This is a genomic window from Paraburkholderia sp. BL23I1N1, assembly GCF_003610295.1.
Lineage (GTDB): Bacteria > Pseudomonadota > Gammaproteobacteria > Burkholderiales > Burkholderiaceae > Paraburkholderia.
In genome coordinates, this window is sequence record NZ_RAPV01000001.1 from 3,191,874 (window position 1) to 3,204,875 (window position 13,002).

The 13,002-nt window shown below is 61.2% G+C and carries 10 protein-coding genes and 1 pseudogene; 4 read left to right on the top strand and 7 right to left on the bottom strand.

The window, feature by feature from the left end; all coding sequences use genetic code 11:
- Positions 1-6: 6 nt before the first annotated feature.
- Both B0G76_RS14885 and B0G76_RS14890 read right to left on the bottom strand, forming a co-directional pair.
- A complete protein-coding gene (locus tag B0G76_RS14885) occupies positions 7-1,227 on the bottom strand; it encodes a CaiB/BaiF CoA-transferase family protein (RefSeq protein ID WP_120293276.1) in 1,221 nt (406 codons plus the stop codon).
- Positions 1,224-2,990 carry an acyl-CoA dehydrogenase family protein gene (locus tag B0G76_RS14890; protein WP_120293278.1) on the bottom strand — a complete coding sequence of 589 codons (1,767 nt, stop codon included), beginning with the start codon at positions 2,988-2,990 and terminating at the stop codon, positions 1,224-1,226. Before B0G76_RS14890 ends, B0G76_RS14885 begins: the two co-directional genes overlap by 4 nt.
- A 109-nt stretch (positions 2,991-3,099) precedes the next feature.
- On the opposite strand from B0G76_RS14890, the gene B0G76_RS14895 reads away from it, so the two are divergent.
- A complete protein-coding gene (locus B0G76_RS14895; protein WP_120293280.1) occupies positions 3,100-3,978 on the top strand; it encodes a LysR family transcriptional regulator in 879 nt (292 codons plus the stop codon).
- Positions 3,979-4,915: 937 nt separating this feature from the next.
- Here B0G76_RS14895 and B0G76_RS14905 read toward each other — a convergent pair.
- The 3 genes from B0G76_RS14905 to B0G76_RS14915 form a co-directional block, all read right to left on the bottom strand.
- On the bottom strand, positions 4,916-5,221 hold the full coding sequence (locus B0G76_RS14905) for a single-stranded DNA-binding protein (RefSeq protein ID WP_120293284.1): 306 nt from the start codon (positions 5,219-5,221) through the stop codon (positions 4,916-4,918).
- A 111-nt stretch (positions 5,222-5,332) separates the two neighbouring features.
- The gene (locus tag B0G76_RS14910) at positions 5,333-6,256 is read right to left on the bottom strand and encodes a LysR family transcriptional regulator (protein WP_120293286.1); all 924 of its coding nucleotides are present in this window, start codon (positions 6,254-6,256) and stop codon (positions 5,333-5,335) included.
- Positions 6,257-6,488: 232 nt separating this feature from the next.
- The gene (locus tag B0G76_RS14915; protein ID WP_120293288.1) at positions 6,489-7,382 is read right to left on the bottom strand and encodes a LysR family transcriptional regulator; all 894 of its coding nucleotides are present in this window, start codon (positions 7,380-7,382) and stop codon (positions 6,489-6,491) included.
- A gap of 168 nt (positions 7,383-7,550) precedes the next feature.
- Between B0G76_RS14915 and B0G76_RS14920 the strand changes: the two genes are divergently transcribed.
- From B0G76_RS14920 to B0G76_RS14930, 3 genes and pseudogenes are all read left to right on the top strand, one after another.
- On the top strand, positions 7,551-8,294 hold the full coding sequence (locus tag B0G76_RS14920) for an SDR family oxidoreductase (protein WP_120293290.1): 744 nt from the start codon (positions 7,551-7,553) through the stop codon (positions 8,292-8,294).
- A gap of 86 nt (positions 8,295-8,380) precedes the next feature.
- Positions 8,381-9,277, top strand: a pseudogene (locus B0G76_RS14925) (SDR family oxidoreductase).
- Positions 9,278-9,305: 28 nt separating this feature from the next.
- The gene (locus tag B0G76_RS14930) at positions 9,306-9,917 is read left to right on the top strand and encodes a hypothetical protein (protein WP_259460584.1); all 612 of its coding nucleotides are present in this window, start codon (positions 9,306-9,308) and stop codon (positions 9,915-9,917) included.
- A gap of 50 nt (positions 9,918-9,967) precedes the next feature.
- Here B0G76_RS14930 and B0G76_RS14935 read toward each other — a convergent pair whose 3' ends face one another.
- Entirely contained in the window at positions 9,968-10,993 is a 1,026-nt protein-coding gene (locus B0G76_RS14935; protein WP_120293292.1) for an aldo/keto reductase, read from the bottom strand.
- Between the two features lie 184 nt (positions 10,994-11,177).
- The gene (locus tag B0G76_RS14940; RefSeq protein WP_120293294.1) at positions 11,178-12,911 is read right to left on the bottom strand and encodes a tetratricopeptide repeat protein; all 1,734 of its coding nucleotides are present in this window, start codon (positions 12,909-12,911) and stop codon (positions 11,178-11,180) included.
- Positions 12,912-13,002: the final 91 nt, after the last annotated feature.

A 13,002-nucleotide genomic window follows, 5' to 3' on the forward strand; every position in this document is an offset into this window, starting at 1 on the left:
TTGCGGTCAGGCCTTGAGTACGCCCGCTTCAAGCAAACGCTGCTGGGTTGCCGTGTCGATGCCGAGTGCGTTGAGTACTTCGCGCGTGTCGCCGCCGAGCGTCGGCGGTGCACTGCGATACGTGGCCGGCGTGCGCGACAATTTGATCGGCGACGCCGTGCCGCGATACTCGCCCATCTCGATCACCATGCCGCGATGCCGCGTATGCGGATGGCGCGCGACGACATCGACGGTTTGCACCGGACCGCACGGCACGCCTGCATTGATCAACGCCTGCGCGAGCGGCTCGCAGTCGTGCGACGCAAGCAAATCTTCGAGCGCGGCCTTTAACGGCTCGCGATGCGCGCAGCGGCTGCGGTTGTCCACGTAGCGAGGGTCGTCCGCGAGTTCCGGCGCGCCTAGATGCGCGCACAGGCGCGCGAACTGCCGGTCGTTGCCGACTGCAAGAAAGATCGGTGCAGTCGCGGTTCGATAGCTGTCGTACGGCGTGATGTTCGGATGCGCGTTACCGCTGCGCTCGGGCGTGCGGCCCGAGCCAAAATAATTTGGCAGATGCGGATGCAGCAGCGACACGCCGCAGTCGTACAGCGCGATATCGATCGATTGGCCACGCCCGCTTTTCGTGCGCTCGGCGAGCGCCAGCAGAATGCCGGCCAGCGCATTCAAACCGGTGACCATGTCGACGACGGGTAAGCCGACGCGCGTCGCTGCTCCGTCGCGTTCGCCGTTCACGCTCATCAAGCCGGTCATCGCCTGAATCGCGGCGTCGTAGCCGGGCAAGCCGCCAAGCGGGCCGTCGGGGCCGAAGCCCGATACGGCGCAATGAATCAGCTTCGGGAAACGCTCGCGCAAATCGCGCTCGTAGTCCATGCCCCAGCGCGCGAGGGTGCCAGGCTTGAAGTTTTCGACCAGCACGTCGGCGCCTTCGAGGAGCTTCCACAGAATGTCGCGGCCCTCGTCGCACGAGAGATCGACCGCGATGCCCTGCTTGTTGCGGTTCACGCCGGCGAAGTACCACGCGGTGTCGCCATAAAACGGCGGCCCCCAGCCGCGCGTTTCGTCGCCGCCAGGGGGCTCCAGTTTGATGACCTGGGCGCCGTGATCGGCCAGCGCTTGCGTGCAGTATGGGCCGCCAAGCACGCGACTGAGGTCGATGACCTTGATGCCTTGCAAGGCGCCCTGTGTGTTTTGCGCGCCCTGCGGTCCGTCGTTCACGTGCTCGGTCATTGCCCACTCCCCGCCGGCAGCAATTGCAGCGCCTGGCCGAGTGTCACGTTGCGGGCATTGACCAGCGCCTCGATGACATCGCTGTCATCCGGAGACGTCTGCACATCGAGCGGATCGACCGGCAACAGCTTGTGCCGCAATACCAGATGACTCAGCGCGAGACGCCGGAAATCCGGCGCGAGGCGCGCGCCTTCGCAGGCCATGAGGACAGCCGTGCTCGCGTGATACAGGCCCGTTCCTGCCTGCCGGACCGATTCATCGCGTCCGCACTCGGCGACGCTCGCCAAGGCATCGCAAGCTCGCGTCAACGTCGAGCGAAGCACGTTGAGGCTCTCAGTTGGCAATCCCGCCGCGCCGAGCATATCCTGCAGATACATGCGCAGCGGTTCGAGCGCGCCGTCCCGTTTGGCCGCGCGCGCGATGTCGAGCGCGACGATGTTGCTGGTGCCTTCCCAGATCGAACCGAGATGCGCGTCGCGCACGAGACGCGCATCGCTCCATTCTTCAATGTAACCGGTACCGCCACGCACTTCCATCGCGTCGCCGGTCACGCGGCGGGCATCGCGGCACGCGCGGAACTTGATCAACGGTGTGAGAATGCGCACGCATTTCGCCGCCTGCCGATCACCGGCCTCGGCCTTTTCGAGCAGCAACGCGATCTGCATGAACATCGAACGAGCCTGCTCCGCGGGCAGCATCATCTTGAGCAATTGGCGCTGCATCAGCGGCATATCGATCAGCTTGCGGCCGAAAGCTTCGCGATTGTGCGCGATGTGCAGCGCCTCGGTCAGGGCGCGGCGCATCAAGCCCGCCGCACGCACGCCGTTCGACAGACGCGACATGTTGATCATGTCGGCCATCTGGTGGAAGCCGCGCCCCACTTCGCCGATCAAATACGCCACGGCCCCTTCCAGAACGATCTCGCCGCTCGCCATCGAGCGGCTGCCGAGCTTGTCCTTCAGACGCACGATCCGATAGCTGTTGCGCGAACCGTCCGGCAAGGTCTTCGGCAGCAGGAACAGCCCAAGGCCGTTGATGCCGGCCGGCGCATTGTCCACGCGCGCGAGCACCATTGCGAGATCGGCGTCGGCGTTCGAGCAGAACCACTTGTCGCCGTACAGACGCCATGCTTCTTCACCGTTCACGCCGGTTTCGCGCGCTGCACGCGTCGCGATACGGGCAACATCCGAGCCCGCCGCCTGTTCGGTCATGAACATCGCGCCCTGAAAAAGCGTGTCGAAATCGCGCGACGCCAGCATCGGCAGAAATCGTGCGGCCAATTCGGGTGCGCCGAATTTGCGCAGCGTACGCGTGAGCGAATCGGTCATGCTGACGGGGCAGCACAGGCCAAATTCCGCTTGCACGAACAGGAACGTCAACGCGTATTTAACCAGCGGCGGCGGTGTCTTTTTGCCTTCGCCGGTGTCGTGGCTCATCGACGCCAGGCCCAATTCCGTGTAGGCCACGCGTTCGAGCGCGACGTAATCTGGATGCTTGTCGATGCTTTGCAGCGCTTCGCCGCGCCGCGTGCGATGGCGCAATTGCGGCGGATTCTTGTCGGCGGACAACGCCCAGACGTCGAGTTCATCGGACGCCCGCTGGCCTAGCGAAACGAGTTGACTTTCAAGTTCCTGATACAGCGCATCGCCGAGATGCAGTTTGATCAGACGGGCAAAGTCGGGGTCGCTGCTGAAGAAGTTGATGCCCCGGCTGTCGGGAATATTGGACGAGCCGGGTGCCGGCTGCGCGGTGATTTCGCTCATGCTTGTCTCCTTTGTGGAAGGAGCATAGAAGCGGCTTCGATAATCGTCTAATACAACTTATATCCGGTACGATAGACGTAGCTTATCGATAAAAGAACCGGAGACTGCCGTGGACCTGAAGCAATTGCGCTATTTCGTGGCGGTCGCCGAGGAACTTCATTTCGGCCGCGCGGCCAAGCGGCTGTTCATTTCGCAGCCGGCGCTCAGTTTCGACATCCGCAAATTCGAAGACCAGTTGGGGGTGCAACTGCTCGCGCGCACCAACAAAACAGTTGCGTTGACGAACGCGGGGCAAGTGCTGCTTGGCGAGGCGCGCCGCTTGCTGTTGCAGGCTGGCGAGGCCGAACGCATCACCGTTCGATCGGCGCACGGGCTCGCTGGCCGATTGCGGATCGGCTTCGTGAATTCGATGTTGTACCGTGGTATGCCACAGGCGGTGAGACGCTTCGAGGCTGACTACCCGGGCGTCGAGATCGTCCTGAAGGAGATGAACACCAGCGAACAGGTGCACGCGATCCAGCGGATGCAGATCGACATGGGGTGCGCGCATTGGGGCAATTTCCCGTCGGATGTGATTTCCACGCCGATTTTTTCCGAGCCGTTTCTGTGCTGCTTACCGGTTGATCATCCGCTGGCGCGAAAGCGCAAGGTCGATCTGCGGGCGTTGGCGCAGGAGCCGTTTATTCTTTTTCCGCGCACGGTGTCGCCGCACTATCACGATTTGATCATCGCTCAGTGTGTCGGGGCCGGTTTTAGTCCTTTGATTCGTCATGAGGCGCGGTTGTGGCAAACCGTTGTAACGATGGTCGGGTTTGGGATGGGGGTGGCGTTGGTGCCTTTTACCTTACGGCAGGTGCAGGATCCGCGGGTTTGCTTTTTGCCCTTGCAGGGCGAGACGCTTTTGTCGCAGGTTTTGCTATTGCGCAGAGAGGGCGACTCGGAGCCTGTCGCGGATCGGTTTGTTGAGTATCTTAGATGTGGGAAGTGAGGGTTTTTTGCCTGCGCGGCGTTTATTGTCTGTGCGCTTATGGTGTTGGCCTTTCCTTGATCTGGAATCTTTGGCCTTTCCTTGATTTCTTAGTGGTCTATTAGCGTCGCCCCTGTGCGGGGCAGCACCTACTTTTCTTTGCCTGCCGCAAAGAAAAGTAGGCAAAAGAAAGCGGCTCAAACCGCTAGCTCATAAGCGGGTCCCCCGCGCAGCCACGGTAGTGGTGCATCTGGAATCTGCGTTCCCGCACATTTAGCCCAGGTGACAAGGCTGTCATTCTTCCGGCGGCGCTGCGCGCGCCGTAGCGTACTTCATAAAACCACGCGCTACGTTTAACACATGCGTTTTACCCATTGCCACGTCCACTGCGATTGCGATTGCGATTGCGATTGCGATTGCGATTGCGATTGCGATTGCGATTGCGATTAAGGCTTGTCGGCTATGACTACGAGGCAAGCGCGCGAGCGACACATCGACACTTCATTTGAAGTGGGGTTCGCCTCCGGGTGCGGAGGCGCGTCGCCGAGGCGAAGCCGATGGCTCCCGCTACGCGCAATCGAAACCTTAGGTTTCCCAGGCAAACCCATCCGCGACGCACGCAGTGCGGAGTGGGAGCAAATGAGCCCTTAGTCACTCACGCCGAATGTGCGAGAACACGGATTCCAGATGCACCACTACCGTGGCTGCGCGGGGGACCCGCTTATGAGCTGGCGGTGTGAGCCGCTTTCTTTTGCCTACTTTTCCTTGCCGCCCAGGCAAAGAAAAGTAGGTTGCCGCCCCGCACAGGGGCAACGCTAATAGACCACCAACAAAACAAGGAAAGGCCAACACCACAGGAACACAGAAAAACAACGTCCGAGCAGGCAACCAGATCAAGAAAAAGCCACCGCCACAAAAACACAGACAACGCCGCCGCCAAAGGCAAAAAAACCCGTAATTAACTTTCCCCCCGATACCCCACCAGCACCTTATACGCCACCATATCCACCGCAGGCTTAACCAACCCATTCTTGTCAGTCCAAACCTTGGGCGTCAACGCCCCACTCAACGCGACACTATCCGCATCACTCAGCGCCAGCAGCGCAGCCTGCACCTCATCATCAAACGCGATCACGTTGACGAAAATCGTATCGCCATCATTGGTGGTCGCCCGAACCTTGCAGGTCACAAAGCGCTTGCCATTCTGTCCCGTGCGGATCTGCGCTTCGCCATACAGGCGCCCGCCCACCAGTCCATCGATCATCGTCCTGCTCCTCTTATTCCGTCCCGTGCAAAAAGCAATATCGCCCATCACGGCCCGTATGATCCCACGATCCGCAACGCAACTTGCACAATCGCACGAACCGCCCGCGCACTACGCGCCAATCACCATATCCACACCGCGCACGAGACGCTTCGCTAACCGCGGCTGCCGCAATTGTTCAAGCCACCACTGCAACGCGCGTCCCTCATGATCGCCGCGCCACGCGACATACAGCACATTCGGCTCGCGCGGATCGGCTGTGGCCTTCTCCACCAGTTCGCCCTTCTTCAGCAACGAAGCCACGCGCTGACGCGGTAACCAGCCCACCCCCAAGCCATCGCGCTGCGCAAGAATCTTCGCCCGCATGGACGGCACGGCCAGCGATGCCTGCCCGCCAATCACACCATACGCACGCCCCGCCGTCGCGCGTGACGAATCGGCCACCACTACCGAACGGTGCTCACGGATGCGCTCGCGCCCAAGCGGCCCTTCGACACCCGCAAGCGGATGGCGCGGCGAGACAGCAAACACCCACTCCATCACGCCCAACTCGAACCAGCGCAAGCCAGGAATCGCCGGCGGCTCGTTGGTCGCGCCGACGATCAGATCCGCGCGGCCGTCGCGCAACACCTCCCATGTCCCGCTCAACACCTCGTGCGTGAAGCGTAGTTTGACGCCGGAGTCGAGCGCATCGAACGTGCGCACCACCGGCATCAGCAGTTCGAATTCGATAATCTCGTCCGTGACCACCCAGAGGCGATCCTCCCAGCCGCTCGCAATCTGCCGCACACGCTGTGTCATACGCGACATGTCGAGCATCAGACGCGCCGCTTCGTCAGCAAGCATCTGGCCGGCAGGCGTCAGTTGCAACCGGTAGCGGCGACGGTCGAACAGCAACGCGTCGAATCGCGTCTCCAGTTGCCGCGCGGCATGCGAGATCGTCGACGGCGCCTTGCCCAGCCGCGCCGCTGCGCGTGACAGGCTGCCAGTTTCGCGAATCGCTTCGAGCAAGGCCAGTTCGTCTTCTGACAACATGTTCCATTCCTTCGAATATGTTCGATGGAATACATAGTACGGCCGGACGGCAACGTGGGTCCACCATGGCGAAATGGCCTCACGTAAATGACAAAACAGCAGCGAACAGCGCTTTCGAAATGGCCGCACGACCAATGCGCTCACTGCGCCATTTGCTATTTGCCATTTGCCATTTGCTATTTTCCACGCGCCGCATGCCTGCACCGAACTCACACGTTTACCGCGTACCCGTCTACGCCCCAGCCGCTTCGAAAATGTCGCGCAACCATTGCGCAAACACACGCACACGCGACGACAACTGGCGATTCTGCGGATACAGCACCGAAACCGGCATCGGCGGCGGCGGGAAGTCCGCGAGGATGATCTTCAACCGCCCGGACGCCAGTTCATCCGCCACACGGTATTGCGGCACTTGTACGATGCCGAGGCCGGCCACCGCCGAGCCCGTGTAGAGATCGGCGCCTGTCACCGACACCGTCGACGGCAGGTACAGGGCCGTATCGCGGCCGTCGACCCTGAATTCGAGCGGCACGGGCTTGCCGGTCGCGCTGGACAGATAATTGACCGCACGATGCGTGGACAGAGCCGCCGGATCGTCCGGCTCGCCATACGCCTCCAGATAGGCCGGACTCGCCACCGTCACTTGCGGTAACTGCGCAACGCGCCGCCCCACCATCGACGAATCCTGCAGATTGCCCGCCCGCAGCACGCAATCGATCCCCTCCCGCACCAGATCGACCAGCCGGTCGTCCTCGCCGATCGTCAGTTCGATGTCGGGAAAACGCGTGAGAAACGCCGGTAACGCCGGCACGACGAAGTGCCGCGCCAACGTCCCCTGCAAATTCACGCGCAACAGGCCCTTCGGCGCAATGTTGGAAAACGAGCCCTCCGCCTCCTCCATGTCGGCGATCAGCCGCACGCAGCGACGGTAGTACGCCTCGCCGTCGTGCGTGAGGCGTACCGAGCGCGTGGTGCGCTCGAGAAGCCGCGCGCCGAGCCGCTGCTCCATGCGCTTCATCAGGTTGGTGACAGTGGCGCGCGGAATCTGCAGGTCGTCCGAAGCGCGCGTGAAACTCTGCCGCTCGGCGATCCGGATGAACACCCGCATTTCCTCGAAACGATCCATGGTCGAACCCTTTGGGGCGGCCGGCGATCCGGAGGCCGGCTATCCGGCGGCCAGCCAGCCAATTATTAAAGAAAATGGAATTATGATGGCAAGTCTAACCCGATTATCTCAGCGAAGAAAGCGACCATGATTCGTTTCACCAACCCACCACGCAGAAGGAAACGAATCATGAACACGATCAAAAACGCTCAAGTCGCCATCGTTACCGGCGCATCCCGTGGCATCGGCGCAGCCATTGCGCAACGCCTCGCCAAGGACGGCTTCGCGGTTGCCGTCAACTACGCGTCGAATTCGACGGAGGCCGATGCGCTCGTCGCGGAACTCACGGCGGCGGGCACGAAGGCCATCGCCGTGAAGGCCGACGTGTCGAACGCCGACGACGTGCGTCGCATGTTCGAGAGCACCGAACAGCAACTCGGCAAAGTGGACGTACTAGTCAACAACGCCGGCGTGCTCAAGACAGTGCCGCTCGCCGACACCAGCGACGCGCTGTACGACCAGACCTTCGACATCAACGTGCGCGGCACCTTCAACACTCTGCGCGAAGCAGCCGCACGGATGAACGACGGCGGACGCATCGTCAACTTCTCGAGCACGACGCTGGCGCTGAACATGCCGGGCTACGCGATCTACAACGGCACCAAGGCCGCCGTCGAAGCCTTCACGCATGTGTTCGCCAAGGAATTGCGCGGCCGCAACATCACCGTCAATGCGGTTGCGCCGGGTCCGATCGCAACCTCCTTGTTCCTCGATGGCAAGACCGAAGAACAGATCCAGACTTTCGCCAAGATGCCCCCGCTGCAACGTCTCGGCCAGCCGGACGACATCGCCTCGGTGGTGTCCTTCCTCGCCGGCCCGGATGCAGGCTGGGTCAACGGTCAAATCCTGCGCGCCAACGGCGGCGTGGCTTAACCGAGCTTGAAAACGCGTAAAGAGCCTTTCTCACAGCACGTTTAAACGTCGTATCACTTTCACGAATCACGAATCGGAGAAGAAAAATGCACAAGAACGTCATCCTGGTCACGGGCGCGGGTACGGGCATCGGCAAGCTCACCGCGCAATCATTGGCCGAAGCCGGCCATATCGTCTACGCGACGATGCGCGATGTCGAAGGACGCAACAAGCCGCGCGCCGACGAAATGCGGGCACTGGCCAAAGCCAAGGACATCCCCTTGCATCCGCTCGAACTCGACGTGTTGTCGCAAGAATCCGCCGATGCCGCCACCGCGACGATCATCCGCGAGCAGGGACGGCTCGACGTGGTGATGCAGAACGCGGGTCACCTGGTGGTCGGCCCGACCGAAGCGTTCACGCCCGAAGAAATGGTGAAGGCGTTCGATACCAACCTGTTCGGTGCGCAGCGTGTGAACCGTGCGGTGCTGCCGTATCTGCGGCAGTAGGAAGCCGGTTTGATGTTGTGGATCAGCAGCACGACCACCAAGGGCGGCTTTCCTCCCTTCCTCGGCCCCTACGGTGCTGCCAAGGCCGCGATGGATTCGTTGGCGGTCACCCTCGCCTACGAAATCGCGCGCTTCGGTATTGAAACGTCGATCGTGGTGCCGGGTGCGTTCACTCGCGGTACCGAACACTTTCCGAGCGCCGGTAAGCCTGCCGATGCAGAACGCGCTGCCGCCTATGCACGCTACGACGGCGTGATGGATCAGATCGGCGAGCGCCTGTGCGAACTCACACCGGACGATGCCGATCCGCAAGCCGTGGCCGATGAAATCGTGCGGATCGTCGCGTTGCCTTCGGGCGAGCGGCCCATGCGCTCGGTGATCGACTTCGTCGGTGATGGTGCGCGTGAAGTGTTCGAGGTCTCGGAGCGCGTGCGTATCGAGTTCGCCAAGCGAATCGGCACGGGCGATCTGCTCGAAGCGAAGATCAAGCGTTAATCCAGCATGACAGTGAGGGACACCGAGGGTGATCGATAAGCCCTGGTGTCCCACCGTTCCTTTCCCGATTTGTACGCTACACGCCCATGAAACCCTCAACCCTGGTCGCCTGCGCCGTGCTGCTGCCGTTTCTGATCGCCGCCTGCGATGCAAAACCGAAGTTGCCGGATGCGTCCGTCATCACGCGGAGTATGGAAATGAAACCCTCTGTGACTTACCTTCATTTGTTGAAGCACACACCTTTTTCACCAGCCTGACGACCGGGCAACTGCGTTGGGTGATTGGTCATTCGCATGAATGGGAAGCGCAACCCGGCACGGTGATCGCGCAATGCGACGGCGGCACGCACAGTGCCGCGAGCGATCAAGGCATGTGGATTCTTCTGGACGGCGGCTGGCAAATCGAATACGACCAACGGTCGTATCCGGCGGGCCATGCAAGCGCGGGGAAATGGTTTAGCGCGGCGGTGACCGATCGGTCATGCAGCCTCGTCACGACGGAACACAGCTATGTGATGAAGATCGAACGCACCGACTTTGACGCGATGCTCGAACAAGGTTTCGCATTCGACTCGCATCTCGACGCGGGCCGCCGCTACTACAGCGAATTGTTCGCCGCTCCGGTTGAACTCGTCAAATAGACGTCGGGCCGGAGCGGGTTTTACTTTGCGCAAACACCAACGAAGCACGCTTAAACCGCGCCCGGATTACGCTCCGCAAATCCTTCCTGATGCCAATACGGATACACGGGACGCACAGCGCTGGCAGCGTCGAGTTTCGCCATCTGTTCGGGCGTCAGATTCCAGCCCACCGCGCCGAGGTTCTGCCGCAACTGCTCTTCATTGCGCGCGCCGATCAGCACCGTCGATACGGTAGGCCGTTGCAGCAGCCAGTTCAGCGCGATTTGCGGCACCGTCTTGCCGGTTTCGACCGCAATCTCGTCGATGGCGTCGAGCACGCGGAACAGATACTCGTCCGGCACCGGTGGCCCCATGTCGGCAGTTTTATGCAGACGGCTCGATTCCGGCAGCGGTTGACCGCGCTTGATCTTGCCGGTGAGACGCCCCCAGCCGAGCGGACTCCACACCACCGCCCCCACGCCCTGGTCGACGCCGAGCGGCATCAACTCCCACTCGTAATCGCGGCCGATCAGCGAATAGTAAGTCTGATTCGCGACATAGCGCGGATAGCCGTAACGATCCGCGGTGTCCTGCGATTTCATCAGATGCCAGCCGGAGAAATTCGACACTCCGGTATAGCGAATCTTGCCGGCGCGCACGAGATCGTCGAGCGTCGACATCACTTCGGCAACCGGTGTCTTTGCGTCGAAACCGTGCAACTGGAACAGGTCGATGTAATCGGTTTGCAGACGTTTGAGCGCCGCGTCCACCGCCTGGATCAGATGAAAACGTGACGAGCCGACATTGTTCGGACCGTCGTCGAAACGGAAGGTCGCCTTGCTCGAGATGATCGCTTTGTCGCGCTTGCCCTTGAGCGCTTCGCCGAGCACCGACTCGGAAGCACCGCTCGAATAGATGTCCGCGCTGTCGAACATCGTGACGCCCTCATCGAAACAGATGTCGATCAGACGACGTGCTTCGGCCACATCGGTGGCACCCCACGCTTGAAAAAATTCGCCCTTGCCGCCAAACGTAGCCGTGCCGAAACTCAGTGCCGGCACCTTGAAACCGGATGCGCCCAGATATCTGTATTCCATTGATGAATCTCCGTAGCTGAGCCATCGATAAACGGAGATTCAGTCTACGCGCGTCTGGAAAAACGTGCCGGGCGGCTCGCAGTGTGGTGACGGATGCCGCGCCGATCAAAGCGTGCTGTCATGGAAGCGACATGGAGCGTGCAACGCTGGCCTATCCTGCGAACACCCAGCCACGGCTTTATCTTCACTGTGCCGCAGGTTTTCCTGCGGCTGCGGCGCTCAACGCGGCCAACGTGTCGCGTGCACTTTGAATCACACTTTCCCAATCGCCTAGCGCCGGCTGCCGGAATAGCCTCGCCTGCGCATACCAGGGCGTATCGGTGCGTTCCAGCATCCAGCGCCAGCATGTGTCGAAGCGGTTCAGAATCCAGACCGGCTTGTTCAGCGCGCCGGCCAGATGCGCGGTGGACGTGTCCACCGATATCACCAGGTCGAGGTTCGCAACCAGCGCGGCCGTGTCGGCGAAATCTTCGAGTTCTTCCGTGTAATCGACGACGCTCGCGGCCGCCTCACCGCGAAGCAGTTGCTGCGCAGCCGGCCCTTTTTGCAGGCTGAAAAACCGCACGTTCGGTACGTCGAGAATCGGTGCAAGCCGTTCGAATGTAATCGAACGGCGCGCGTCGTTCTTGCGGAGTTCGGCGACATGCGGCCGATTCCCGCCGGCCCAGACGAGTCCGACCTTCAAGCGCCCATCCACCTGTGCAGCGATACGCTCGTGCCACTCGCGCGTTGCTTGCGGCTCGGCGAACAGATAAGGCGTCGTTGACGGGATATTCGTGAGATCGGTCCTAAACGCGAGCGGCAGGCTCAGTAACGGGCAGTGGCAATCGAACGGCGGCAGTGCGTGCCCCGCTTCGATCAGCTGATCCACACCGTCGAGCGTGGACATGAGCCGCATCAGCTCGCGCGGTACTTCCAGTACGACTTTTGCGCCGAGCTTCGACACCATCCCGGCATAGCGGCAAAACTGCAGCGTGTCGCCGAGACCTTGCTCTGCATGCAGCAGGATCGTTTTGCCTTCAATTGAAAAATCGCCCAGCCAAAGCGGTTGCGCAAAAGTGTGCATGCCTGCCTTGATCCGGCTACGCTCCCAGCGCCATTCGTATTCCTTCCACCCCGCTTCCAGCTGTCCCAGTTGCAGCAGACACAACGACCGGTTCCAATGCGTCTCGGCAGCAGTGGGATTCACGGCCAACGCACGCTCATAGCTCTGCAACGCGTGCGCGTGCTCATCGAGATCGATCTGGGTCAGGCCGAGGTTGTTCCAGGCATCGGCAAACGCAGGGGCAAGTTCGAGCGCGCGTTGATAGCTTTGCCGCGCGTCGTGCGGCTGGTTCAGATCGCTAAACGCATTACCGCGATTGCTCCATGCGTCGGGATAGTTCGGCTGCAAGGCGAGCGCATGAACGCAGCTTGCGAGCGCATCGCCGGGACGGTCCAGATCGCGCAACACGCAGGCGCGATTGTTCCAGGCTTGCACGAAGTCCGGCATCAAGGCGAGCGCGCGATCAAAACTGCCGAGTGCTTCGAGCGGCATGTTCAGACCGGCTTGCGCGTTGCCGCGATTGTTCAGTGCGTCCGGAAATTTGGGCTGCAATGCGAGCGCGCGATCGGCACTCGCAAGTGCTTCGTCGAAACGGTGCAAGGCATTGAGCGCATAGGCGAGATTCGAATGAAGCGGCGCCAGTTTCGCGTTGACGGCGAGCGCCTTCTTGATGAACTCGATGCCCTCTTGTACACGACCTGTTTGCAGCGCGAGCGAACCCAACAATTGCAGCGCCTCGAAATGGCGCGGCTTGAGTTCAAGAATCTCGCGGTAGAGTTCTTCGGCTTCGGCGAATGCGCCGTTACGCTGAAGCGCGACGGCTTGCTGAAGCATATGCTCCAACTGTTGCGGGAGATTGGAAGGCTTGCCCATGCGGTGAGCTTTGATTGAATGCGCGTGGAATCGGGAAACCGCTTTCGAGCTGCGTGAGTCGCGCTGGAGACCGCGCGGGCCGGACCCGAAA